This is a genomic window from Salmonella sp. FC25216 (assembly GCF_057751355.1).
Genome location: NZ_JBDGON010000001.1, coordinates 229,151 through 255,047, shown reverse-complemented (window position 1 = coordinate 255,047; position 25,897 = coordinate 229,151). Strand labels below are relative to the sequence as shown.

Sequence of the window (25,897 nt, the reverse complement as noted above, 5' to 3'; positions counted from 1 at the left end):
CGGGCTTTTTTTTCGACCAGAGATCACGAGGTAACAACCATGCGAGTGTTGAAGTTCGGCGGTACATCAGTGGCAAATGCAGAACGTTTTCTGCGTGTTGCCGATATTCTGGAAAGCAATACCAGGCAAGGGCAGGTAGCGACCGTACTTTCCGCCCCCGCGAAAATTACCAACCATCTGGTGGCGATGATTGAAAAAACCATCGGCGGCCAGGATGTTTTGCCGAATATCAGCGATGCCGAACGTATTTTTTCTGATCTGCTCGCAGGGCTTGCCAACGCGCAGCCGGGATTCCCGCTTGCACAGTTGAAAATCGTCGTCGAACAAGAATTCGCGCAGATCAAACATGTTTTGCATGGTATCAGCCTGCTGGGCCAGTGCCCGGACAGCATCAACGCCGCGCTGATTTGCCGTGGCGAAAAAATGTCTATCGCTATTATGGCGGGACTCCTGGAGGCGCGTGGACATCGCGTCACGGTGATTGATCCGGTAGAAAAACTGCTGGCGGTGGGCCATTACCTTGAATCTACCGTCGATATCGCGGAATCGACTCGCCGTATCGCCGCCAGTCAGATTCCGACCGATCATATGATCCTGATGGCGGGCTTTACCGCCGGTAATGAAAAAGGTGAACTGGTGGTGCTGGGCCGTAACGGCTCCGACTATTCCGCCGCCGTTCTGGCCGCCTGTTTACGCGCTGACTGCTGTGAAATCTGGACTGACGTCGATGGCGTGTATACCTGTGACCCGCGCCAGGTGCCGGACGCCAGGCTGCTGAAATCGATGTCCTACCAGGAAGCGATGGAACTCTCTTACTTCGGTGCCAAAGTCCTCCACCCTCGCACCATTACGCCCATCGCCCAGTTCCAGATCCCCTGTCTGATTAAAAATACCGGCAATCCGCAGGCACCAGGAACGCTGATCGGCGCGTCCAGCGACGATGATGATCTGCCGGTTAAAGGGATCTCTAACCTTAACAACATGGCGATGTTTAGCGTCTCCGGCCCAGGGATGAAAGGGATGATTGGGATGGCGGCGCGTGTTTTCGCCGCCATGTCTCGCGCTGGGATCTCGGTGGTACTCATTACCCAGTCCTCCTCTGAGTACAGCATCAGCTTCTGTGTGCCGCAGAGTGACTGCGCGCGTGCCCGGCGTGCGATGCAGGATGAGTTCTATCTGGAGCTGAAAGAGGGGCTGCTGGAACCGCTGGCAGTCACTGAGCGGTTGGCGATCATCTCTGTTGTCGGCGACGGTATGCGCACGCTACGCGGCATTTCAGCGAAATTTTTCGCCGCGCTGGCGCGGGCCAATATCAATATCGTGGCGATTGCTCAGGGATCTTCTGAGCGTTCCATTTCTGTGGTGGTGAATAACGACGATGCTACAACCGGCGTGCGGGTAACGCACCAGATGCTGTTCAATACCGATCAGGTGATTGAAGTGTTTGTCATTGGCGTTGGCGGCGTCGGCGGCGCGCTACTGGAACAGCTTAAACGTCAGCAAACCTGGCTGAAGAACAAGCACATCGATCTACGCGTATGCGGCGTGGCGAACTCAAAGGCGTTGCTAACCAATGTGCATGGCCTGAATCTGGAGAACTGGCAGGCGGAACTGGCGCAAGCGAACGCGCCGTTCAATCTGGGGCGCTTAATTCGCCTTGTGAAAGAATATCATCTACTCAATCCGGTAATTGTCGATTGTACCTCCAGTCAGGCGGTGGCCGACCAGTATGCTGACTTCCTGCGTGAAGGGTTCCATGTAGTGACGCCGAACAAGAAAGCGAATACCTCGTCGATGGACTACTACCATCAGCTACGTTTCGCCGCCGCGAAATCACGGCGAAAATTCTTGTATGACACCAACGTCGGCGCCGGTTTGCCGGTAATCGAAAACTTGCAAAACCTGCTGAATGCGGGCGATGAACTGCAAAAATTCTCCGGTATTCTTTCCGGGTCGCTCTCTTTTATTTTCGGCAAACTGGAAGAGGGAATGAGTCTCTCACAGGCGACCGCCCTGGCGCGCGAGATGGGCTATACCGAACCCGATCCGCGCGACGATCTTTCCGGCATGGATGTGGCACGTAAACTGTTGATCCTCGCCCGCGAGACGGGCCGTGAGTTGGAGCTTTCCGATATCGTGATTGAGCCGGTACTGCCGGACGGGTTTGACGCCTCCGGCGATGTGACCGACTTTATGGCGAATCTACCGCAGCTTGACGACGCGTTTGCCGCCCGCGTGGCGAAAGCCCGTGATGAAGGTAAGGTATTGCGCTATGTTGGCAATATCGAAGAGGATGGCGTGTGCCGCGTGAAGATTGCTGACGTTGATGGTAACGATCCGCTCTTCAAAGTGAAAAATGGTGAAAATGCGCTGGCGTTCTACAGCCACTATTATCAGCCTTTGCCGCTGGTGCTGCGTGGCTACGGCGCAGGCAATGATGTGACGGCGGCGGGCGTATTTGCCGATCTGTTACGTACCCTCTCATGGAAGTTAGGAGTTTAACATGGTGAAAGTTTATGCCCCGGCTTCCAGCGCGAACATGAGCGTCGGTTTCGACGTCCTGGGCGCGGCTGTCACGCCCGTTGACGGCGCGTTGCTGGGCGATGTGGTATCCGTTGAAGCAGCGGACAGTTTCCGTCTGAATAACCTGGGGAAATTTGCCGATAAACTGCCGCCGGAGCCGCGTGAAAATATTGTTTATCAGTGTTGGGAACGCTTTTGCCAGGCATTGGGGAAAACCATCCCGGTGGCGATGACGCTGGAAAAAAATATGCCGATTGGTTCCGGGTTAGGGTCCAGCGCCTGTTCCGTCGTCGCCGCGCTGGTCGCGATGAATGAGCACTGCGGCAAACCGTTAAACGACACGCGTCTGTTGGCGCTGATGGGCGAGCTGGAAGGTCGTATCTCCGGCAGCATCCATTACGATAACGTCGCGCCGTGCTTTCTTGGCGGTATGCAGTTGATGATTGAAGAAAACGGCATTATTAGTCAGCAGGTGCCGGGCTTTGATGAGTGGCTATGGGTACTGGCTTATCCGGGCATTAAAGTTTCCACCGCAGAAGCTCGGGCTATTTTGCCCGCGCAGTATCGCCGTCAGGATTGCATTGCGCATGGACGGCATCTGGCCGGTTTTATTCACGCCTGCTACTCGCGACAGCCGCAGCTTGCCGCCGCGCTGATGAAAGATGTCATTGCCGAGCCATACCGCGCGCGTTTACTGCCGGGCTTTAGCCAGGCGCGGCAGGCGGTAGCGGAGATCGGCGCGCTGGCGAGCGGGATTTCCGGATCGGGGCCGACGCTGTTTGCGCTATGCGATAAACCGGAGACGGCGCAGCGCGTCGCGGACTGGCTGAGCAAACATTATCTGCAAAATCAGGAAGGCTTTGTTCATATTTGCCGGCTGGATACGGCGGGCGCACGAGTAGTGGGATAATCAATGAAACTCTATAATCTGAAAGACCATAATGAGCAGGTCAGCTTTGCGCAGGCCGTCACGCAAGGGCTGGGCAAGCAGCAGGGACTTTTTTTTCCGCACGACCTGCCGGAGTTTAGCCTGACGGAAATTGATGAGATGCTCAACCAGGACTTTGTCAGCCGTAGCGCAAAGATCCTCTCGGCATTTATTGGCGATGAAATACCTCAGGAGATTCTGGAAGAGCGCGTCCGCGCGGCGTTTGCTTTCCCGGCGCCGGTAGCGCAGGTAGAAAGCGATGTCGGCTGCCTGGAGCTGTTCCATGGTCCGACGCTGGCATTTAAAGACTTCGGCGGGCGTTTTATGGCGCAAATGCTGACGCATCTCAGCGGCGACAAACCGGTGACGATTCTGACCGCAACGTCAGGCGATACCGGCGCGGCGGTGGCTCACGCGTTCTATGGCCTGGAAAATGTGCGGGTCGTCATTCTCTATCCGCGCGGTAAGATCAGTCCGTTGCAGGAAAAACTATTCTGTACGCTGGGCGGTAACATCGAAACCGTGGCGATAGACGGTGATTTCGACGCTTGCCAGGCGCTGGTGAAACAGGCATTTGATGACGAAGAGCTGAAAACGGCTCTGGGGCTGAATTCGGCTAACTCTATTAATATTAGCCGCCTGCTGGCGCAAATTTGCTACTACTTTGAAGCCGTGGCGCAATTACCTCAGGCGGCGCGTAATCAACTGGTGATCTCCGTACCCAGTGGCAATTTTGGCGATTTGACGGCAGGACTGCTGGCGAAGTCGTTAGGTCTACCGGTGAAACGTTTTATCGCCGCCACCAACGTCAACGACACGGTGCCGCGTTTCCTGCATGATGGGAAGTGGGCGCCGAAAGCGACGCAGGCGACCTTGTCGAATGCGATGGATGTCAGCCAGCCGAATAACTGGCCGCGCGTGGAGGAGCTATTCCGCCGTAAAATCTGGCGTCTGACTGAGCTGGGCTATGCGGCGGTAGATGATACTACGACACAGCAGACGATGCGCGAGCTGAAAGCGAAAGGTTATATTTCGGAGCCTCATGCGGCGGTAGCGTATCGGGCATTGCGCGACCAGCTAAACCCTGGCGAGTATGGCTTGTTTCTCGGAACGGCGCATCCGGCGAAGTTTAAAGAGAGCGTGGAGTCCATTCTGGGGGAAACGCTGGCGTTGCCTGAAGCGCTCGCCGAACGCGCCGATCTGCCGCTGCTTTCACATCATCTGCCTGCGGATTTTGCCGCCCTGCGTAAGCTGATGATGACCCGCCAATAACCGTTGTGCCCGGTGGCGCTGTCGCTTACCGGGCCTACGGGGCAATGTCGTTACTGCTCGTAGCGTTTAAAGACCAGCTCGTCTTGCGTGGAGGTTCCTTCATCAAAGAAATACCCTTCACTGCTAAATGCAGTAAGTTGTTCCGGCTTTGTTAAGCGGTTTTCAATAATAAAACGACTCATCAGTCCGCGCGCTTTTTTGGCGTAGAAGCTTACCACCTTAAACTTACCGTTTTTCTCATCAAGGAACACGGGCTTAATCAGTTCGGCGGTCAGTTTCTTCGGCTTCACCGATTTAAAATATTCCTCGGAGGCCAGATTCACCACCACCCGATCGCCCTGCGCCTCAAGCGCCTCGTTGAGCTTATCGGTAATGATATCTCCCCAGAATTGATAAAGATCTTTGCCGCGCGGATTTTCCAGGCGAATTCCCATTTCCAGACGATAGGGCTGCATTAAATCCAGCGGGCGCAATACGCCATACAAGCCAGAGAGCATTCGCAGATGCTGCTGAGCAAAATCAAAATCCGCGTCGCTGAACGTTTCCGCCTGTAGGCCGGTATAAACATCGCCTTTAAACGCCAGAATCGCCTGGCGCGCGTTATCCGGCGTAAAATGGGGCTGCCAGTCATGAAAACGCGTGGCGTTGAGATCCGCCAGTTTGTCGCTAATTCCCATCAGCCTGGCAATTTGCGGCGCCGAAAGCTGGCGGGCCTGGTGAATAAGCTGCTGGCTGTGATCCAACAGCTCCGGCTGGGTATAGCGGGTCGTGGCCAGCGGGCTTTGATAATCAAGCGTTTTTGCAGGTGAAATCAGAATCAGCATATCCAGTCCTTGCAGGGAATTTTCTGTGACTTTAGCAAAAAAACGCCACAGAGTTGACCAATGGTTGCGATTGTCGGCTTAATCGCGCGATGCCGCATCCCAGGTATCTGGCGCCAGTTGTGGTTCGATATCCGGGAAGCGCTGCGGATCGAACTGTGGTCTTACGCCCAGTTTCCGTTGTCGCAGATAATCGCTGGCGAGGGTATACACCACCGGCGAGAGCAGCAAAATCGCCGTCAGGTTGGTAATGGCCATACAGGCCATGATCACGTCGGCGAGCTGCCATATCAGCGGAAAACTGAGAAGCGTACCGGCGATGACCATGCCAATCGTCGCAAGACGTAACAGCCAGATGGCCTTTGCGTTATGTAACCGCAGAAAAAACAGGTTGTTCTCGGCGTAAATGTAGTTGGTGACGATAGAACTGAAAGCGAACAGGATGACCATAAGCGCGACAAAACTGGCGCCCCATTCACCGGTCAAAGAAACCATTGCGTGCTGGATAAGCTGAATGCCTTCTGTTGACGCGTGGGACGCGTGATTCCCCGCCAGCAGGATAATCATCGCGCTGGCGGTACAAATGATAATGGTATCGCTGAATACGCCAATCATTTGCACAATCCCCTGCGCGACAGGGTGAGGTGGATACGACGCTGCCGCAGCGGCCGCATTAGGCGTTGACCCCATTCCCGCTTCATTAGAGAACATCCCACGTTGAAAACCGCTGGTAATAGCCTGAGTGAGCGTATATCCGGCTGCGCCTGCCGCGGCTTCCTGCCAGCCAAATGCGCTTTTGACTATCGAGGCGATAACGCCAGGCATTTGCTCAATATGCCAGAGGCAAATGAACACGCTGCTGGCGACCCACAATAACGCGATAATGGGAATCAGCCACTGCATCAGGCGGGCGACGCCTTTTATGCCGCGAATAATAATTAACAGTGAACAGAACGCCAGAGCAATGCCGGAGATAAGCGGCGGAATGTTGAAGGCGAAATGGAGCGCGCGTGAGACGGAATTCGCCTGCACGCTATTAAAAATCAACCCGTAGGCGATGAGCAGAAAGAGGGCGAAAACCACGCCCATCCAGCGCATTCCCAGCCCGCGCGCCATATACCACGCCGGGCCGCCGCGGAACTGGCCTGTCGGGTCGCGTTCTTTATAAAGCTGGGCAAGCGAACACTCGGCGAAGGAGGTCGCCATGCCGATGATGGCCGAGACCCACATCCAGAATACCGCGCCGGGTCCGCCTGCGGCGATAGCCAGCGCCACGCCGGCCAGATTACCGCTGCCAATCCGCGCTGCGAGGCTGGTACACAGCGCCTGAAATGACGTCAGGCCGCCTGGCTGCGGGCTAAGGCTCCCTTTCAGGCTGCGGCTAAATTGACGAATATAACGAAACTGAATGAATCCGGTACGCCAGGTAAACCAACATCCTGCGCCGAGCAGCAGGTAAATCATTACCGAGCCCCAGAGTATTTCGTTAATAAAACTGAAAAACTCAGGCATTAACGTCCCTCTTGTTGATGCCGGCACGCTTTCATGATCCTGTATAAGCGTGGCCCATGATGTGGATGACCTTGTCAGGCTAATATTAACGGCAGTTTACCATAAATACGGCGGTATCCTTTAATTGCGCATAAACCGTCGGCAGATACGCAATCAATCTACAAGGGCAGCCAGGTGCATGTAGGCGGTTGCGCTGTGAGTGCGTCGTGTTATCATCAGGGTAGACCGGTTACATCCCCTAACAAGCTGTTTAAAGAGAAACTCTATCATGACGGACAAATTGACCTCCCTTCGTCAGTTCACCACCGTAGTGGCCGACACCGGAGATATCGCGGCAATGAAGCTGTACCAGCCGCAGGATGCTACAACTAACCCTTCTCTCATTCTTAACGCAGCGCAAATCCCGGAATATCGTAAGCTGATTGACGATGCTGTCGCCTGGGCGAAGCAGCAGAGCAGCGACCGCGCACAGCAGGTTGTTGACGCGACCGATAAGCTGGCGGTGAATATTGGTCTGGAAATCCTGAAGCTGGTGCCGGGGCGTATTTCTACCGAAGTTGATGCGCGTCTATCTTATGACACCGATGCGTCTATCGCCAAAGCAAAACGTATCATTAAACTCTACAATGATGCGGGTATCAGCAACGATCGTATCCTGATCAAGCTGGCGTCCACCTGGCAAGGCATTCGCGCAGCCGAACAGCTGGAAAAAGAAGGTATCAACTGTAACCTGACGCTGTTGTTCTCCTTCGCACAGGCGCGCGCGTGCGCCGAAGCGGGCGTCTACCTGATCTCGCCGTTCGTAGGTCGTATTCTTGACTGGTATAAAGCCAATACTGACAAGAAAGACTATGCGCCAGCCGAAGATCCGGGCGTGGTTTCCGTAACGGAAATCTACGAGTACTACAAACAGCATGGTTATGAAACCGTGGTTATGGGCGCAAGCTTCCGTAACGTAGGCGAAATTCTGGAACTGGCGGGCTGCGACCGTCTGACTATCGCGCCGGCATTACTGAAAGAACTGGCGGAAAGCGAAGGGGCGATTGAGCGTAAGCTCTCTTTCTCCGGCGAAGTCAAAGCGCGTCCGGAACGCATTACCGAAGCCGAGTTCCTGTGGCAGCATAACCAGGACCCAATGGCAGTTGACAAACTGGCGGATGGTATCCGTAAGTTTGCAGTAGACCAGGAAAAACTGGAAAAAATGATCGGCGATCTGCTGTAATACTAACGGATTGCATGACAATATAGCCCGCTTTCCGGTTGAGAGCGGGCTTTTTTTTATTAATGCTGCAGTGACGGGATCTCTTCTGCGCTAACGTCGGTCGTTTCGATGATATCGGCCATCGGTATGCCTTTTTTCAGCATTGCCCTGGCAATTTTACGTGAGGTTTTACGTTCGCCAGTTTGCATCCCTTGTTGTATCTCTTCCATACGACCTTTCTGCTTCAGTTGTTCTGCTAACGTCATCAGTTCGTCTCCATACTGAGGCGCGCGCTGCGCTATTTCATACAGCAATGTGTGGGCATCCTGTGCCTCTCCCGCCTGGAGCAGGTAGTTTACCGGCGCAATAACCTGCTGTCCGCTACACCCAATGTTTTACCTGTTCGAGGATTTAGTATTGCTGTCCATTCGCGTGTATGATTCTGCATAACGTGACAGTTTTAACGGAATAATTATGAATACCTTACGTATTGGCTTAGTTTCTATCTCCGACCGCGCTTCAAGCGGCGTTTACCAGGATAAAGGCATTCCCGCGCTTGAGGAGTGGCTCGCTTCCGCGCTGAGCACGCCTTTCGAGGTTCAACGGCGCTTAATTCCTGATGAACAGGAAATTATCGAGCAAACGTTGTGTGAACTGGTCGATGAAATGAGCTGTCATCTGGTGCTGACCACTGGCGGTACCGGTCCGGCGCGCCGCGACGTCACGCCGGACGCGACCCTTGCCATCGCCGACCGCGAAATGCCTGGTTTTGGCGAGCAGATGCGCCAGATCAGCCTGCGCTTTGTGCCGACCGCCATTCTTTCCCGTCAGGTGGGCGTTATCCGTAAACAGGCGTTAATTCTTAATCTGCCTGGACAGCCAAAATCGATCAAGGAAACGCTGGAAGGCGTAAAAGCGGACGATGGCAGCGTTATTGTGCCGGGCATTTTTGCGAGTGTGCCGTATTGCATACAGTTGCTTGACGGGCCGTATGTCGAAACGGCGTCGGAAGTAGTCGCCTCTTTCCGTCCGAAAAGCGCCAGACGTGAGAATATGTCAGCCTGACCGGGAGATACTGATGGCGGCGTCGACCAGCGTTTTTACGTTTCGTACAACGTAGGCTTGATAAGCGAGCGCCATCAAGCATTGCAGAGTAGGGGTATTCCTCCCTGTGCGGGAGGAATAAAAGAGATTTAGTGCGCCTCGCCGATTGGCAGAATAGTACGGCCAAATTGCTCGTTTAGCACTTCACCCATCGCCAGATAAATAGCGCTGGCGCCGCAAACCAGACCAACCCAGCCTGCGACATGGATAATCGCTTCATTACCGGTGATATTGCCAACCGCCAGCAGAGCGAACAGGACGGTCAGGCTCAGGAAAACAAATTGCAGCGCGCGGGCGGCTTTCAGCGTACCAAAGAACATAAACAGCGTGAACACGCCCCACAGACCTAAATAAGCGCCGAGTAGCTGGGCGTCAGGCGCATCCGTCAGGCCTATTTTCGGCATCAGCAGGATAGCGACCAGCGTCAGCCAGAACGAACCGTAAGAGGTAAAGGCCGTTAAACCAAAGGTATTGCCTTTTTTATACTCCAGCAGACCGGCAAAAATTTGCGCGATACCGCCGTAGAAAATCCCCATCGCCAGAATAATACCGTCCAGGGCGAAAAAACCGGCATTGTGCAGGTTAAGCAGAATGGTGGTCATGCCGAAGCCCATCAGGCCCAGCGGTGCCGGATTAGCCAACTTAGTGTTGCCCATAATTCCTCAAAATCATCATAATTGAATGGTGAAATAGTTTCCCGAAATAACGAGTTCCGTATTCGGGGCGCGGCATAATAATCAGGGGGGAGAGGGCTGTCTATGATCTAATAAGGGGAAAAGAAAATATTTTCCCCTGTGAGGGCATTCACGCCTGAATCGCCGCCATCATTCGTCGCAGGCAGGCAATTTGCAACACCGCCGGAATAGTAACGCGATACGCGCTGCCGCTCATCGCTTTGATGCCGTTTAACGCCGCGCCGACCGGGCCGCCGAGACCTGCGCCGCGCAACAATCCGTGACCCAGGATGCTCATTGCGGCATGGGTACGCAAAATGCGGGTAAGCTGGGTGGAAAGCAGGTGGGAGACCCCTTTTGCCAGACGGCGATCTTTCATGAGCAGCGGCAGCAGATCTTCCAGTTCAGAAACTTTGGCCTCTACGGCTTGCAGAAATTCCTGCTTATGCGCCGCGTCCATCTTCTGCCAGGTATGACGTAAAAAATGCTCCAGCAGTTGCTGTTCTATTTCAAACGTCGACATGCTTTTATCTGCTTTGAGTTTTAGCCGTTTTGCGACATCCAGCAGAATCGCGCGGTACTGTTTTCCGTGTCCGCGCAATTTGTTGGCAATACTGTCGCCGCCGTAATGCTGAAATTCGCCGGCAATGAGCCGCCAGTTACGGCGGTGTTGCTCCGGGTGACCTTCCATTGCTTTGAATAGCTCGTTATGGCTAAGGACGCTCGACAAGCGAGCTTTGCCCTTTTCGTTATGCGTCAGCAAACGGGCGAAATCGGCGAGCTGCTCTTCGCTACAGTGCTGAAGAAAGTCTAAATCCTCGTCGTGTAAATAGGTGACGTTCATTTTCAGTCTGGCTTTTGGAATAGAAATAACAGCGATTAATCGTCGCCGATGACTTTAAGTCTCGCCATATCGGAAGAATTTACCGTATGACCTGAGAAGGTAATCTTTGATACGCAGCGTTTGTTGTCGTTATCGCTATTAATATTGATCCAGCCTGTTGTCTGGCCCTCTTTGATTGAGGAAGGGACGTTCAGGCTTTGGCTGGCGCTACGCGCAGTTTTAAAATAGACGGATGCGCCGCTAAGTTCGATGTCGCCGTGATCCGCCGTGAATTGAATGCGCTTCACGATGCGGCAGACGGGAATTTTCAGCGCGAGATCGTTCGTTTCATTTCTGGGCATGGCAATAACGCCCAACACTTTATGGTCGTTTGCACGCGCGACGCTACTTAACGCCAGGCCGAGCAGCAGGCCGGCGGAAATCGTTAACACAAATCGCATGGAATTTCTCTTTGACGGGTTCAATAAGCAATTACCGTCTATCATACTCTGCTCGTGGCAACGATTCAGGTTTGTAATCTTTTCTTTTTATTACAATTTTTACGTGAATAATATTTTGGTGTTTAATTTATTTAGTGAATGTTTATCTGCCTGTTTTTCCGTCTTTCCCTCTCGTCAATAAAAAATTTTTTCATCTCCCCCTTGATGACGTGGGTTACGACCCCATCTTGTAGTCAACCGCAGTGGTGAGTCTGAAAAAAAACGATTCAGGGTAGTTGAAACCGTATGTTTCGCCCTTATTACAGATTCACAACCACATGATGACCGAATTTTTAGTGGAGACGTTTAGATGGGTAAAATTATTGGTATCGACCTGGGTACTACCAACTCTTGTGTAGCGATCATGGATGGAACGCAGGCACGCGTGCTGGAGAACGCCGAGGGCGATCGCACTACGCCTTCTATCATTGCTTATACCCAGGATGGTGAAACTCTGGTTGGTCAGCCGGCTAAACGTCAGGCAGTGACAAACCCGCAAAACACCCTGTTTGCGATTAAACGCCTGATTGGCCGCCGCTTCCAGGACGAAGAAGTTCAACGTGACGTTTCTATCATGCCGTACAAAATCATCGGCGCCGACAACGGCGACGCATGGCTTGATGTGAAAGGCCAGAAAATGGCGCCGCCGCAGATTTCTGCCGAAGTGCTGAAGAAAATGAAGAAAACGGCTGAAGATTATCTGGGCGAACCGGTAACTGAAGCGGTTATCACCGTACCGGCTTACTTTAACGATGCGCAGCGTCAGGCAACCAAAGATGCTGGTCGTATCGCGGGGCTGGAAGTAAAACGTATCATCAACGAACCGACTGCCGCAGCGCTGGCTTACGGTCTGGATAAAGAAGTTGGCAACCGTACTATCGCGGTATATGACCTCGGTGGCGGTACCTTCGATATCTCCATTATCGAAATCGACGAAGTAGACGGCGAAAAAACCTTTGAAGTTCTGGCGACCAACGGTGATACCCACCTGGGTGGCGAAGACTTCGATACCCGCCTGATCAACTACCTCGTTGACGAATTTAAGAAAGATCAGGGCATTGACCTGCGTAACGATCCGCTGGCAATGCAGCGCCTGAAAGAAGCCGCAGAAAAAGCCAAAATCGAGCTGTCTTCTGCGCAGCAGACCGACGTGAACCTGCCGTACATTACCGCAGATGCCACCGGTCCGAAGCATATGAACATCAAAGTGACCCGTGCGAAACTGGAAAGCCTGGTTGAAGATCTGGTGAACCGTTCTATCGAGCCGCTGAAAGTCGCACTGCAGGATGCTGGCCTGTCCGTGTCTGATATCAACGACGTGATCCTCGTCGGCGGTCAGACCCGTATGCCAATGGTGCAGAAAAAAGTGGCTGAGTTCTTTGGTAAAGAGCCGCGTAAAGACGTTAACCCGGACGAAGCTGTGGCTATCGGCGCAGCGGTACAGGGCGGCGTATTGACCGGTGATGTGAAAGACGTACTGCTGCTGGACGTTACCCCGCTGTCTCTGGGTATCGAAACGATGGGTGGCGTGATGACTCCGCTTATCACCAAAAACACCACCATCCCGACCAAGCACAGCCAGGTGTTCTCTACTGCGGAAGACAACCAGTCTGCAGTAACCATCCATGTGTTGCAGGGTGAGCGTAAACGTGCGTCTGATAACAAATCTCTGGGTCAGTTCAACCTGGATGGCATCAACCCGGCGCCGCGCGGTATGCCGCAGATCGAAGTCACCTTCGATATCGATGCTGACGGTATCCTGCACGTCTCCGCGAAAGATAAAAATAGCGGTAAAGAGCAGAAGATCACCATCAAGGCGTCTTCTGGTCTGAACGAGGAAGAAATTCAGAAAATGGTTCGCGATGCAGAAGCGAACGCTGAATCCGACCGTAAGTTCGAAGAACTGGTTCAGACCCGTAACCAGGGCGACCATCTGCTGCACAGCACCCGTAAGCAGGTTGAAGAAGCAGGCGATAAACTGCCGGCTGATGACAAAACCGCTATCGAGTCTGCGCTGAGCGCGCTGGAAACCGCCCTGAAAGGCGAAGATAAAGCTGCTATCGAAGCGAAAATGCAGGAACTGGCGCAGGTTTCCCAGAAACTGATGGAAATCGCGCAGCAGCAACATGCGCAGCAGCAGGCTGGCTCCGCTGACGCTTCTGCAAACAACGCGAAAGATGACGACGTTGTCGACGCTGAGTTTGAAGAAGTAAAAGATAAAAAATAATCGCCCTTTGAACGGGTAATTACTGGCACGGGCGAAGAGGTTTCCTCTCCGCCCGTGTATGCATGTTAAGGGCAGATAAAAAGAGATGGCGAAAAGAGATTACTACGAGATTTTAGGCGTTTCCAAAACAGCGGAAGAGCGTGAAATCAAAAAGGCGTACAAGCGCCTGGCCATGAAATATCATCCGGACCGCAATCAGGGTGATAAAGAGGCCGAAGCTAAATTTAAAGAGATTAAAGAAGCCTATGAAGTGCTGACCGATGCGCAAAAACGCGCAGCCTACGATCAGTATGGTCACGCCGCGTTTGAACAAGGCGGTATGGGCGGCGGCTTTAATGGCGGCGCTGATTTCAGTGATATCTTTGGTGACGTTTTTGGCGATATCTTTGGCGGCGGGCGCGGTCGCCAACGTGCGGCGCGTGGGGCTGATTTGCGTTATAACATGGATCTCACCCTGGAAGAAGCGGTGCGTGGCGTGACCAAAGAGATCCGTATTCCGACGCTGGAAGAGTGCGACGTTTGCCACGGCAGCGGCGCGAAAGCTGGCACGCAACCGCAAACCTGTCCGACCTGTCACGGTTCCGGTCAGGTGCAGATGCGCCAGGGATTCTTTGCTGTACAGCAGACCTGTCCGCACTGTCAGGGACGCGGTACGCTGATCAAAGATCCGTGCCATAAATGTCATGGTCATGGGCGTGTTGAAAAGAGTAAAACCCTGTCCGTTAAAATCCCCGCAGGCGTGGATACAGGTGACCGTATTCGTCTGGCAGGCGAGGGCGAAGCGGGCGAGCATGGCGCACCGGCAGGCGACTTGTACGTTCAGGTCCAGGTGAAACAACACCCTATTTTCGAGCGTGAAGGCAATAATCTTTATTGCGAAGTGCCGATCAACTTTGCGATGGCGGCGCTGGGCGGTGAAATCGAAGTGCCGACGTTAGATGGTCGCGTGAAGCTGAAAGTACCGAGCGAAACGCAAACGGGCAAGCTGTTCCGTATGCGCGGAAAAGGCGTGAAGTCCGTACGCGGCGGCGCGCAGGGCGATTTGCTGTGCCGTGTGGTGGTTGAAACGCCGGTCGGTCTGAGCGAAAAACAGAAGCAATTGCTAAAAGATCTTCAGGAAAGTTTTGGCGGCCCGACGGGGGAGAAAAACAGCCCGCGTTCAAAAAGCTTCTTTGACGGCGTGAAAAAATTCTTTGATGATTTGACCCGCTAACCGTTTTTCCGTTGTATTTTTCTTCAGCCCGGGTGTTTATCCGGGCTTTTTTCTGCCTGTACGCGCCAGGCCTCTGCTAAACGCATCATATTCTCTCATTTGTTGATATTGTGTTTTTACTGATAAACAAATTGATGTTAATCAGCAGGTTTGCATACGCTCATTTTAAAAAAAACGTGATGTGATGACATTACGATTGCTTTTTTAGATGCTGTGAATTGATTTATCTTGAGTATTATCTATATTGCTTTTTTTAGTTTCCGGAGGCAGACAGCGAATGGGATCGAAAGGTGCCAACAAGAACTTTGATTATAATTTGATCAAAATTCTTGACGCTGTTATTTTGTCAGGAAATGCGGCTATGGCGGCTAAGAAGTTAGGCATTACGCCGGCTGCCGTTTCGCTGGCGTTAAAGCGCTTGCAGAGTTATTACCCGGAAGAGCTGTTTAGCAGAGGGAAAGGCGGACTCATCCCCACGGCTAAGGCTGTCGACATTCACCAAAATTTCAGTCAGGTGATGAAACTGGTGGACGACACCTTTCTCAGTAAGAGCAAAAAAGATGAAGCATTTCAGATAACGCTGTTAGGCAGTGATATTGTTGAAAGCTATTACCTTTCTCAGCTCTATAACAGTGACATTTTTGATCGTATTCTGATAAATCATTTCTCCGTCAGAAATATGAGCCGGGAGCGTATCAGCGAGCTTCTGTTTACTGCGCAAGGCGATCTGCTGATTGGCGCTGAACCTTTGCTGGAATCCGGTATTGAGAATCAAGTCATTGATAGTTTTAAATCGTTTGTTTGTATCTGTAGCAGTAAACATATGCTAAGTACTCTGTCACAACTGTCGCTACATCATTTTTATTCTTCGCGTCATGCATTGTATCAGCCAGGAATGGGGGCTTCGATGATATATCATGATAGCGAATTATTTAAGGATGAGCTTTATTATACCGGCAGGCGTATTGTCGGCTATCGCAGTGATTCACTTAACGGTTTGATGAGCATGATCGAACGAACATCATTGATTGCGTTGATGCCTTTAAAATTAGCGCTTTTCTATAAAAATTATCGTAAATATGACATTAAATTTATTCAGCCTCCGCCCGAGTTGGCTTTTAAGTCAATTCAGGTCTACGCATCCTGGAATAAAAATAGTAGAAATATATCGACGATTAATGAGATGGTAAGCATGTTACAAACGCTTTCCTCCTTTCGTCGCTAATACATCTCATTTTTGGTCTTTGAGTGAATATGGTTTTAAATGATGTGCTTTGATTTTTACGCTCCTGACAGGGCGCTTACACTCCTCGTGTTAATTATTTATTTATAATGATTCAGGAGTGTTAAAATGTCTATTCCCAACCATGTATCGACAACGGAAGTTGTGCTATTGGAGCTGGAGATCTTACTCACTATTATTGCGATTGGCGCGTGGGGGGGCTTTGTCAGCTATCTTTTACGCAAAGATAAGAAAGAATATAATAGTTCTCATGAAAGTATTAAATATTGTTTAACGCAGATCGTTATTTCCTGTTTTACCAGTTTCTTGCTAAGCGCGATTGCGATTGAAAAAGAGTGTAGTTTCAACATGGTTCTGCTGGCGGCAGGCTTAGGTGGTGTTTTCGCTGGTCCCATTTTAAAAATACTTGGGCAGAGGATTAAAAAAATTATCGAAGGGAATACTTCAGATTAATTATTCTTCGCAATATCAGGCTCATCCGTGAGCCTTTTATACGCCTTTTTTTAGCCTGATTCAGGTTACTCTATTCTTAATCCAGCCATAAATAAATTGTTCGTTGTTGTGGTTTTTTTCAGCAACATTTAAGTAGTACTCACCCTGGCTGCAATTGAGGGCCTTCACCAAAACGGCTTCCCCTTCCTGGCCTCGCCGGATCAGATAATGTTCAAGAGCGGCAAGCGTCCGCGGGCCAATATTGCCATCCACATGAATATCCGGGTAGCGTTTACCTTCGTGATTAAAGACGTTCAACCAGCGTTGTAGCCACGCACTGGGATGGTAAGCGCCTATGTTGACTGCCGCATCGCACAGCTCGAATGAGACTGGCCACGATAACGTCGAGATGACATCAAAGCCTGGTTTTATCCAGTAATCCTCTTCGAGAATCGCGTAGGCTTCGGTGCGGGTCAGATCCCGCATATCACCAGCATAACCATGCGCTCGCGCCGTTGCTTCGGTAATGCCCCAATGGGTAGCGCCACCTTTATCTTTAGGATTAAATACGTAGCCGCCTTCAAGCGCTATAATTCCATCTATAATTGGATTCATCTTCCCTTTCCTTCGCTTAGTGAATATGCAGATACATGAGTGAACCTAACGTTACTGAGAATACAGTCGTCAGAGCGGCGATGGTTTGCCGTACAATCTGTTTATTTCTTCCCTTTGTTTTGCTGTCCGTCGCGGTAATGGATATATCGCTATTAACCTTGAGACCTTGTCTTGGAATGGTAATAAAAAGATCGTTAATGCCAAGCGCTTTAAGGTCGCGTCTGATTAAATAGAGTATCTGCGTTAGATTTGCATCATTAACATAGTGGCTTCGACTTCCCCATAACGCGTTGGTTATTTTTTGTCGCTCGATAATCTCCAGGTGAGCATTCTCGATGATGAAACTGAGACATTTAGCTCTCATCGCAGTCATTTTAATAACGTGTGAATTTGAGAACGTTCTCAGCTCATATTTACCTTCATTGTAAATACAATTGCTATTAATGATATAACTTTTCATAACGTCTTCCTTTAGAGATATACATCCTGGTTGTCTGTGCTGACTATATTGTATGAGAAGTATCTTAATCCAATAAATATCACTGGTTTTATTGTATTGTCATTGTCTATAGCGAGTGAAGTCACATTATTTCATTGTAATTAAATGATATTTAATTACATGATAAATGATATTTACTATGTTCTCACCAGAACGGAGTAAGCGTGCGATGAGAGGTGTTGTTTTCTCTTCGGCAGGCGGTGCTGTTAACCTCATTTTTATGATTTTTATATCATCTAAAAACATGATGTTTTGTGATTAGCCATTTTTTGTGTCTGTAACGATTATGGACCCCGCAGAACGAGCTGCGACAATTTTTAAACGTAAAAGGAAATTTGAAAATGGCTACAAGCAAACTGATTCAAGGTGATACCCTTACTGAAACCAGTAATGCAGCAGATGGTTTTAATCCTGCCACGGATGACAGCAAATTAAGCTATACCTCTGCTCGTGTCGCTAAGCCGGTTTATAACAAGTACAAAGAGTCCACCACCAAACCAAAAGTTTTCGGTTATTACACTGACTGGTCGCAGTATGACAGCCGTCTGCAGGGTGACGATATCCCTAAAAATCGTGGACGTGGTTATGATCTGACCAACGTTTCACCGACAGCGTATGACAAACTGATTTTCGGTTTTGTCGGCATCACCGGTTTTAAAAAGGTTGATAAAGAAGACCGCGACGTCATCGCTGAAGCGGCGGCGGCATGTGGCAAAGTTAAGTATGAGCCAACTTTCCTCGACCCGTGGGGCGACTTCCAGTCTTATGTCAACTTAGGTTTCGATGTGAGCGGTTGGGACGTTGATCCGATGACCGTTACCCAGGCCAATGCAAAAGGTCTGCTGGGCGCGCTGCGTGATATGCAGGCAAAAGCAAAAGCAGCGGGCCACACACTGGCGCTGTCGATGAGTATCGGCGGCTGGAGCATGAGTAACGGTTTCCACGAAACCGCCGCTTCTGACTCTTCTCGTAAAATCTTTGCGAAAGGCGTGGTGAAACTGTTCAAACAGTTCCCGATGTTTAGCGAAGTGGATATCGACTGGGAATACCCGAACAATGAAGGGGCGGGCAACCCGTTTGGTGCGGAAGATGGCGCTAACTACGCGCTGCTGATTGCAGAAGTACGTAAGCAACTGGATTCCGCTGGTTTGAGCAATGTGAAGATCTCTATTGCCGCTTCTGCCGTCACCAATATTTTTGACTATGCGAAAGTAAAAGATCTGATGGCTGCCGGCCTGTACGGCATCAACCTGATGACTTATGACTTCTTCGGTACTCCGTGGGCGGAAACGCTGGGCCATCACACCAACCGCAAAGCGCTGGAAGAAGGTGGCTGGTCTGTCGAAACCATCGTTGATCACCTGCTGGCGGAAGGTTTCTCCGCTGAGCGTATCAATATCGGTTATGCGGGCTATACCCGTAATGCCCGCAACGTGGAAATGGAATTACTCTCTCCGCTGAAAGGTACATATAACCCAGGCAAATTATTGTCCAACGGTGAATATGAAACCACTACCGGTTCCTTCGAATCCGGCACCAGTGAATGGTATGACGTCATTTATAACTACCTGGATCTGGAAAACCAGAAAGGTCGTAACGGTTTCAACGTTTACACCGACCAGGTTGCTGACGCTGATTACCTGTATAACCCGGAATCCAAACTGTTTTTATCCCTGGATACGCCGCGTACTGTCAAAGCGAAAGGCGAATATGCAGCGAAACTGGGCCTGGGCGGCGTATTTACCTGGACTATCGATCAGGACAACGGCGTGCTGGTTAACGCCGTGCGTGAAGGTCTGGGTTATGAAATCGAATCTGAAGTTATCGATATGGAACCGTTCTACTTCGAAGGTATCAATGTAGAAAATGATGAAGAGCCGAGCGACAGCGACGACGCGCAGAAGGTCAACCACGCGCCGAAAGCGGCGATTGAACTGATGGTCGTAGGCGGATCTACGGTACAACTGTCTGGCGCAGGTTCTTCTGATGAAGATAACGATGAGCTGTCCTTTAGCTGGGGCGTGCCTTCTCAAATCACGGTGGCAGACAAAACCGCAGAAATCATTGAGGTTGTGGTACCGGAAGTTAGTGAAAAAACGGCCTTCCAGTTCACCTTGTTTGTACGCGACTGCTACAACGAACCATCCTCTCAACAGCGCTTTGTTCTGACGGCTGTACCTGCGCTGTCTCAGGTTCAACCGGAACCGGAGGAGGAAGAAGAGGAAGAAGAAGAGATTATCGTTCCTGTACCGGACGAGGAAGAAGATACCACGCCGGCTGAGGATGATACGCCAGCAGATGACAAAACGTCACCTTACGCGCAGTGGGAGGCCTCTACCGTTTATGGCGCAAGCTGGGGTACTTTCGAAATCGTTAGCTGGAAAGGCCATAACTATCAGGTGAAATGGTGGACTATGGGCGATCAGCCTGACCTGAACTGCAGTGCCGGCGGTGCGTGGACCGATCTTGGCGCTTACTAATACACGGTATTAAACGCGATGTATTGGGCTTCATGATTCAAGCCCCGATTTACCGGGGCTTTTCTCCACCAGGGACAGGGGAAGAGTAGACCATGACCATTTCCATCCATGCCAGCGCATTTGACGTCAACAGCTGGTATCAAAAAATCACCTTAACCTTCATCAATGAGAGTGGTAATCCGGTCGATATGAACCATGCCGCGATATTATTCACGGCTTCCGGACACATCGATCCATGGGGAAATAGCGGTGGTACGCTCAAAGGGAACCTGCCGCTTACGCTGAATGATACTTCGTATGGCACGCTGGAAACTAACAACATCATCATTAATAACAGCGATGTATTACTTCTTCAGCCGGGCGAATGCGGGACACTCTCTTTCAGCCTCGCGGCGACGCAGGTGCCGGTAAAAATGTCCGCCATTACGTTGACGCTGGCATCATCTTCATCCGAAGACGCAGAGTCTGAAACGATATCCGATGAGGACACGCCAGCGATACCCGTCGCAGATGAACAACCAGCCGAAACCGATATGCCGGAAAAGGATAACGACCTTCAGGAACACGGTCTTATGCTTAGCTTCAGTGAGTTGAATACGGCGAGTTGGTATCAACGCGTCACCTTTACGCTAATCAACCTCTACGCCCAGGCGGTAGATCTTAATCAGCTTCAACTGAATTTTACGACCAGCGCGCACCCCGATCCCTACAGTCCGTTTCAGGGAACGATGCTGGGGAGTCAGGCCGTAACGCTGGTCAGCGATGGGGGATGGCCCATCGAAAAGAATACCATCACCATTAATCATGACGGCGCGCTGATGCTGGCGGCGGGGGATATCGCCGAATTACAGTGCTATCTGGCCGCCACGCAGACGCCGGTTGCCATCAGCGATCTGAGCGCGACGCTGGCCCATGACCCTGCCCGTCAGGGAAAAATTTGCGTTCACTTTCCTGCCATGACGCAGACCGTGGCGCTCAAACCGGCAATTGAGCTGCTCTTTCCTGCCGGCGAAACCCGGCGCTTTGTCGGTGAGTGGGGAGAGGTTCTGACAATAGGCGATCTTAGCGCAGGAACGTATCGGCTTACCGTACCGGTACTGGCGAATGATGAGATGCAAATCGCGCCTGTCGAGTCCTCTTTTACCGTTACGCTGCAATCCGGCGGCGACGCCGCGCAGATCCAGGTATCCTGTCTACCGATTGTCCGTTATGCCAGCGCGCGTCTGATGATTGACGACCCTGCGCTTGGTCATGCGAAATTGACCGTTGAGATCGCCGACGCTACGCAAGCGGATGAGCGTACCGTCACGCTTATCGCCAACCAACCGCAGTTAATTACCCGGCTACTGGCGGGGCATCATTATACGGTCAATCTACAGCCTGCGATGATTAATAACCGCTTCATATCGGCACCCGTACAGCTTACGGGGTTTATCCCTGCCGCGGCGCAGGTTGCCGAGGTTGCTGTCGCTTACCAACAGTCCGCGATCGACACAGCGAGTTTCGTGACGGTAGATGCCACTATTCTGGGCCTGCCCGATGGCGCTGCGCCGCAGCGTTATCTGTTCAGCAGCGGTAAATATCAATACTCATTAATACTGAAAAGCGGCAGCGATCGGCAGACGTTAGCATTACGCTTTGTGCCCGGGCTGTATGATGTTCAGACTGACGATATTTTCATCGATAGCGTGCTGTGGCGTTGTGAACAGGCCGGGCCGCTACGCTTGTTGCAAAAGGTCAACCATGTGGCGCTGGAGTTTCTGCCCGGCGTGAGGCTACAGGTAAAAGGTTGGCCTGATTACCTTGCTCATGGCGGCGTGACGGTTAACGCGCCAGAGACGGTTTCTCTTTATCGCGATGTACCGTTTAGCGCGTTGTTTAAATACGATGGTTTTGACGGTGGCGGCGATCCGGTTCCGGCCGCGGAGGTTGACGTGAACGGAGATGGTTTTCTGGATTACGCGACGTTACCCATCCATAAAACCGTTGCGCTGGTGCGTCAGATAGAAAAAGAGGCCGGGCGTAGCATCATGCCGGTGATGGTCATTTATACCGCGAATGCCAGCGGTGGTAGCGCCCTGGCGGATTTACAGGATGCGCAAAAGCTACGTAACCATTTTGGTAACTTTATTACCCTGTGTCTGGCGGCGCAGTCATACAAAGATGAGACGCATCCAGTTCCGGCCACCTTTGTGCTTAACCCGGATTTTTTGGGGGCGCTACAGCAAGGACCGTATGGCTACACCGTAGTACGGCAAAAAAACAGTGTGCCGGTGAATGCCCAACTGGCGGCGGCGATACAAGCATTACCGGCTATTACTGGCTTTATCGCGCCTTCGTTGCCGACGTTTAGCGATGATCTCTACGGCTATATTCAGGCGGTGAACTATCTTGTTCGTCAGTTTGCCCCGGATGTGGCTTTTGGCTGGCAGACGAATGTCTGGGCGACAGGAACGGCGGACTGGGTGCTGCGCGATACCGCTGATCCGGTAGCTGAAGGGCAGGCGATCGCCGGATTTATTCATGAACTGGGCGTTTATAGCGGAGAATATGCGCCGGACTTTATTGCGTTTGATAAATTTGAGCGTGATTGTTTCAGTCCTGATGCGCTTGCCCACTACGGCTGGAATGCGACGTGCTGGCTTAATTACCTGGAGATGGTAAAACAGGTGACGAAAGCGCTGCTGATGCCCGCCATGTTGTGGCAAATTCCTGGCGGCCATATGCCTACAGTAGAAGAAGGCGTGAGTAAAATCACCGCAGCGCACTTTGCATCTGGCGGAACATTTTTTATGGGGGACGCCCGCATTGGCAGCGATCCTGACACTCTCTCTTTGCAGCTACTCAATACGGCATTAAATAGCGCGACTTACGGCGTCCCGACCGTCGGCGACTTTTTACGTAAAGATAAAGGGTATGACTGGAGCCAGGTGCAGGCGCTGAACCTACCGGACTTTAACGTCTTCTCGATCTTATGGGGCGGCGGTTCCACTATCAGTATTACAACAATCCATTCTAACGGTGAAGACGGCGGCTGGCTGGCGGATAAAATGGTAGAGTATTATGCCGATCCACGATATTTTAGATAATATCACTGCTTATTTGCGTTAATCTGGACTATAGATTTGAGGTTCGAAGGCGTGCTCTTTCGAATCTCTTTGCCTGCGCCATCTGCCTCTCATTCTTTTTACGCAATTTGCCATTACTTTTCTGTAATCATTTTGTGTTAAGGATCATCTTAATCATAAAAATATTGCGTATTAGTGCTTTCTGAATACAGAAATACTGCATAGCGATGTTATTTATTATTAATTTAAGCGCTTTTTGAGAGGTTATACTGTGGCGCTACATTGAGTAGACAACCGTTAATGAAAAAATGATGAACGATGCTTTTGCTAAAGATAATAATGAGAATTTATTACACTCTTTTCTTTTTTCTCAGCAGGCTAAACCTCACGCGGCGATTGATGCCTTATTTTCGGCATTATTGCCGTTTGGTCAACCGTTTATGCTGGGTATTGGCGACGAGTTTTATTTACAGGCAAACGATGAGAACTACATTGTATTACTGGAATCAGGGATCGTTTCTTTCTGCCGTAATGATAACCGACTCCATATATCTTCAGCGTTTGCGCCATCGGTCGTGGGGATGGTTGACAGCTATGGCGCTACCTATAACGTCCCGGCGCGACCAGAGCACTTTTTGCTCGCAGAAACGGCCTGTACCGGTAGATTTGTTCGCTTACCTGATTTTATAAAAATTGCCGATGAATGTGATTTGTGGCAAGACGTGGCCCGCTGTCTGGCTTACCGCCTGATGGTGATGAGCGCGCGCGACCGTGAATTAGTTGGCGTTGATTCTTATCTGAAAGTCCGGACGCTGCTGATTGAGATTTGGGCTTATCCCCAGGCCTACCGGGAAAACATTATTGTGTTGAATTTTATTCAGCGGCGCACCGGGATATCGCGTAGTCGGGCCATGAAAATTCTGTCTGAACTGAAAAAAGGCGGGTATATCCATATCGATAATGGTCGGTTAACGGCGCTCGGAAAACTACCAGTAGCATATTGATGAACTATACGCAACGATATATTTACATATCGCGGCTGAATTTTTATTTTATTGTTAATGCGGCGTTTTATTTTAAATTGCTGTGAAAATTATTTTCAAAAAGTCAATGTGGTCAAAGGCCGTGGGTAAAATGGCTGGTGTAAATTTTTATAAAACAATAAGTTAGTTCTGGTCCTTTAAAACCAAACGTCGATGATTGCAACTTGTCTGTGGCTTGCTAATAATTAATAACATCGTTATTCCATTATAACGTAAAGATTAACTCACAACGTTGAGTTGCTGTCTTATTGCTGTCTGACATTTATATCAGAACAAGAAGACGCTTTTTTTCGCATAAGAAAAGGCGTGATATTGCTGTGAAGCAATATCAGTAGCCGCTTTGTTAAAAATCTGATTACCCTCATTTTATATTTAAAAGGAGTTTGAATGAAAAAGTCTGTATTAGCATTAATGGTCTCTGCGATTGCCTTTGGCGGAATGCTCTCCACCGCACAAGCGGCTACTACAACCGTCACTGGCGGTACGGTGAATTTTGTCGGGCAGGTGGTTGACGCCGCCTGTTCTGTTTCCGCTGACTCTGTCGATCAGACCGTGACATTAGGCCAGGTCCGCGCCAGTAAATTAACCGATGCCGGTATGGTGGCGAATCAAAAAGAAGACTTCACCATTAAGCTGGAAGACTGCGATACTCAGACCAGCCAGAATGCGGCGGTTATTTTTAATGGTCAGCAGGACGCAAACCAGCCGGGGTCGATGGCGAATACCGCCGGTGCAGGTTCGGCGACGAATGTGGCATTACAACTTTATGGACCTGATGGCCAGGCGCTGAATATCGGTGAAACGTCCAGCACCGTTACCCTGAACAATGGCGAAAACGTTGTTCCGCTTAGCGTGGACTATATCGCTACCGGTGCCGCGACTGCTGGTAATGTCAACGCGACTGCAACATTTAGCATGGTTTATTCCTGATTCCTCATCGGGATTTTTTCTCGTCTGTTGGCGACGAAAGAGGGGCGTTACGCGCGTTACGGCGCGTAACAAACCGACGGTATCAGGATATTACGTAGATGAAAAAAACAGTACCAATTTTTCTTCGATTATTGCTACTGCTGTCGGCGGCCGGCCTGTCGTTTGCCGCGCAGGCGGGAGGCATTGCGCTGGGCGCGACAAGGGTGATTTATCCGCAGGGAAGTAAACAAACCTCCTTGCCGGTTATTAATTCCTCTGACAGCAATGTTTTTTTAATTCAGTCATGGGTTGCGAATGCCGATGGTTCACGCTCGACGGATTTTATCGTTACGCCGCCTCTATTTGTGATCCAACCTAAAAAAGAAAATATATTACGCATTATGTATGTCGGACCGTCATTACCGACCGATCGCGAGAGCGTATTTTATTTAAACAGTAAAGCAATACCCTCTGTCGATAAAAATAAATTGGCCGGCAACTCCCTGCAAATTGCGACGCAAAGTGTGATTAAGCTATTTATTCGCCCGAAAAATCTGGTGGAGGTATCAACCGATGCCCCGGCGACGCTTCGCTGCCGTAACGCGCACGACCAGTTAACGATTGTTAATCCTTCGCCGTACTACGTTTCGCTGGTTGAACTGTACAGCGCGGGGAAAAAACTGCCGAATACCATGGTGCCGCCAAAAGGCTCGATCACCCTCCCGGCAACGCCCGGTCAGGTATCTCTGCGCACGGTAAACGATTTTGGCGCAACGACACCAGCCCACGTTTGTTCAGCCTCATGATGTT

The 25,897-nt window shown here is 50.8% G+C and carries 22 protein-coding genes and 1 other annotated feature (1 of these 23 only partly in view); of the genes, 14 read left to right on the top strand and 8 right to left on the bottom strand.

The window, feature by feature from the left end; translation table 11 throughout:
- Positions 1-14, top strand: a sequence feature (Thr leader region); it begins 107 nt to the left of the window's first position.
- Between the two features lie 25 nt (positions 15-39).
- The 3 genes from thrA to thrC are packed head-to-tail and all read left to right on the top strand — an operon-like array spanning position 40 to position 4,723.
- Positions 40-2,502 (top strand): bifunctional aspartate kinase/homoserine dehydrogenase I, encoded by a 2,463-nt coding sequence (thrA, locus tag AC3G3F_RS01130; RefSeq protein WP_488394288.1) that lies wholly within the window; start codon positions 40-42, stop codon positions 2,500-2,502.
- A 1-nt stretch (position 2,503) separates the two neighbouring features.
- Positions 2,504-3,433, top strand: a complete 930-nt coding sequence (gene thrB / locus AC3G3F_RS01125; protein ID WP_023245617.1) for a homoserine kinase — start codon at positions 2,504-2,506, stop codon at positions 3,431-3,433.
- 3 nt (positions 3,434-3,436) lie between these two features.
- A complete protein-coding gene (thrC, locus tag AC3G3F_RS01120) occupies positions 3,437-4,723 on the top strand; it encodes a threonine synthase (RefSeq protein WP_023245618.1) in 1,287 nt (428 codons plus the stop codon).
- A gap of 50 nt (positions 4,724-4,773) precedes the next feature.
- Here the strand turns inward: thrC and yaaA are convergent, their stop codons facing one another.
- Together yaaA and AC3G3F_RS01110 are read right to left on the bottom strand one after the other, a co-directional pair.
- Positions 4,774-5,547 carry a peroxide stress protein YaaA gene (gene yaaA / locus AC3G3F_RS01115; protein WP_023245619.1) on the bottom strand — a complete coding sequence of 258 codons (774 nt, stop codon included), beginning with the start codon at positions 5,545-5,547 and terminating at the stop codon, positions 4,774-4,776.
- A 78-nt stretch (positions 5,548-5,625) separates the two neighbouring features.
- Positions 5,626-7,056 carry an alanine/glycine:cation symporter family protein gene (locus AC3G3F_RS01110; protein ID WP_053509886.1) on the bottom strand — a complete coding sequence of 477 codons (1,431 nt, stop codon included), beginning with the start codon at positions 7,054-7,056 and terminating at the stop codon, positions 5,626-5,628.
- A 268-nt stretch (positions 7,057-7,324) separates the two neighbouring features.
- On the opposite strand from AC3G3F_RS01110, the gene tal reads away from it, so the two are divergent.
- On the top strand, positions 7,325-8,278 hold the full coding sequence (gene tal / locus AC3G3F_RS01105) for a transaldolase (RefSeq protein ID WP_023245621.1): 954 nt from the start codon (positions 7,325-7,327) through the stop codon (positions 8,276-8,278).
- Between the two features lie 59 nt (positions 8,279-8,337).
- On the opposite strand, the gene AC3G3F_RS01100 is transcribed toward tal, so the two are convergent.
- Positions 8,338-8,523 carry an RpnC/YadD family protein gene (locus AC3G3F_RS01100; protein WP_129382363.1) on the bottom strand — a complete coding sequence of 62 codons (186 nt, stop codon included), beginning with the start codon at positions 8,521-8,523 and terminating at the stop codon, positions 8,338-8,340.
- A 208-nt stretch (positions 8,524-8,731) separates the two neighbouring features.
- Between AC3G3F_RS01100 and mog the strand changes: the two genes are divergently transcribed.
- Positions 8,732-9,322 carry a molybdopterin adenylyltransferase gene (mog, locus tag AC3G3F_RS01095; RefSeq protein ID WP_023245623.1) on the top strand — a complete coding sequence of 197 codons (591 nt, stop codon included), beginning with the start codon at positions 8,732-8,734 and terminating at the stop codon, positions 9,320-9,322.
- A gap of 128 nt (positions 9,323-9,450) precedes the next feature.
- Here mog and satP read toward each other — a convergent pair whose 3' ends face one another.
- The 3 genes from satP to AC3G3F_RS01080 all read right to left on the bottom strand — a co-directional run bounded on the left by satP (position 9,451) and on the right by AC3G3F_RS01080 (position 11,319).
- Entirely contained in the window at positions 9,451-10,017 is a 567-nt protein-coding gene (gene satP / locus AC3G3F_RS01090; protein ID WP_053509888.1) for an acetate uptake transporter, read from the bottom strand.
- 148 nt (positions 10,018-10,165) lie between these two features.
- Positions 10,166-10,879, bottom strand: a complete 714-nt coding sequence (gene msyB / locus AC3G3F_RS01085) for an acidic protein MsyB (protein WP_023245624.1) — start codon at positions 10,877-10,879, stop codon at positions 10,166-10,168.
- Between the two features lie 35 nt (positions 10,880-10,914).
- Complete coding sequence (locus AC3G3F_RS01080) at positions 10,915-11,319, bottom strand: DUF2541 family protein (protein WP_053529509.1); 405 nt, start codon at positions 11,317-11,319, stop codon at positions 10,915-10,917.
- Between the two features lie 349 nt (positions 11,320-11,668).
- Between AC3G3F_RS01080 and dnaK the strand changes: the two genes are divergently transcribed.
- The 4 genes from dnaK to AC3G3F_RS01060 all read left to right on the top strand — a co-directional run bounded on the left by dnaK (position 11,669) and on the right by AC3G3F_RS01060 (position 16,494).
- Positions 11,669-13,585 carry a molecular chaperone DnaK gene (gene dnaK / locus AC3G3F_RS01075; protein ID WP_000516126.1) on the top strand — a complete coding sequence of 639 codons (1,917 nt, stop codon included), beginning with the start codon at positions 11,669-11,671 and terminating at the stop codon, positions 13,583-13,585.
- 85 nt (positions 13,586-13,670) lie between these two features.
- Complete coding sequence (gene dnaJ / locus AC3G3F_RS01070; protein ID WP_001119011.1) at positions 13,671-14,798, top strand: molecular chaperone DnaJ; 1,128 nt, start codon at positions 13,671-13,673, stop codon at positions 14,796-14,798.
- A 277-nt stretch (positions 14,799-15,075) separates the two neighbouring features.
- On the top strand, positions 15,076-16,023 hold the full coding sequence (locus AC3G3F_RS01065) for a LysR family transcriptional regulator (RefSeq protein WP_023245626.1): 948 nt from the start codon (positions 15,076-15,078) through the stop codon (positions 16,021-16,023).
- A 126-nt stretch (positions 16,024-16,149) separates the two neighbouring features.
- Positions 16,150-16,494 carry a phage holin family protein gene (locus tag AC3G3F_RS01060; RefSeq protein ID WP_023245627.1) on the top strand — a complete coding sequence of 115 codons (345 nt, stop codon included), beginning with the start codon at positions 16,150-16,152 and terminating at the stop codon, positions 16,492-16,494.
- Positions 16,495-16,554: 60 nt separating this feature from the next.
- Here AC3G3F_RS01060 and AC3G3F_RS01055 read toward each other — a convergent pair whose 3' ends face one another.
- Positions 16,555-17,088, bottom strand: a complete 534-nt coding sequence (locus tag AC3G3F_RS01055; RefSeq protein ID WP_488394287.1) for a glycoside hydrolase family 108 protein — start codon at positions 17,086-17,088, stop codon at positions 16,555-16,557.
- A 16-nt stretch (positions 17,089-17,104) separates the two neighbouring features.
- Entirely contained in the window at positions 17,105-17,548 is a 444-nt protein-coding gene (locus AC3G3F_RS01050) for a winged helix-turn-helix domain-containing protein (RefSeq protein ID WP_023245629.1), read from the bottom strand.
- Between the two features lie 380 nt (positions 17,549-17,928).
- On the opposite strand from AC3G3F_RS01050, the gene AC3G3F_RS01045 reads away from it, so the two are divergent.
- The 5 genes from AC3G3F_RS01045 to AC3G3F_RS01025 all read left to right on the top strand — a co-directional run bounded on the left by AC3G3F_RS01045 (position 17,929) and on the right by AC3G3F_RS01025 (position 25,893).
- Positions 17,929-20,067 carry a glycoside hydrolase family 18 protein gene (locus AC3G3F_RS01045; RefSeq protein ID WP_114048536.1) on the top strand — a complete coding sequence of 713 codons (2,139 nt, stop codon included), beginning with the start codon at positions 17,929-17,931 and terminating at the stop codon, positions 20,065-20,067.
- Positions 20,068-20,159: 92 nt separating this feature from the next.
- Positions 20,160-23,156, top strand: a complete 2,997-nt coding sequence (locus AC3G3F_RS01040) for a chitinase (protein WP_488394286.1) — start codon at positions 20,160-20,162, stop codon at positions 23,154-23,156.
- Positions 23,157-23,443: 287 nt separating this feature from the next.
- Positions 23,444-24,139: a winged helix-turn-helix transcriptional regulator gene (locus AC3G3F_RS01035; protein ID WP_044135962.1), complete on the top strand. Its 696-nt coding sequence runs from the start codon at positions 23,444-23,446 to the stop codon at positions 24,137-24,139.
- A 426-nt stretch (positions 24,140-24,565) separates the two neighbouring features.
- Entirely contained in the window at positions 24,566-25,108 is a 543-nt protein-coding gene (locus AC3G3F_RS01030; protein WP_154714302.1) for a fimbrial protein BcfA, read from the top strand.
- Between the two features lie 98 nt (positions 25,109-25,206).
- Positions 25,207-25,893 (top strand): fimbria/pilus periplasmic chaperone, encoded by a 687-nt coding sequence (locus AC3G3F_RS01025; RefSeq protein ID WP_023245634.1) that lies wholly within the window; start codon positions 25,207-25,209, stop codon positions 25,891-25,893.
- Positions 25,894-25,897: the final 4 nt, after the last annotated feature.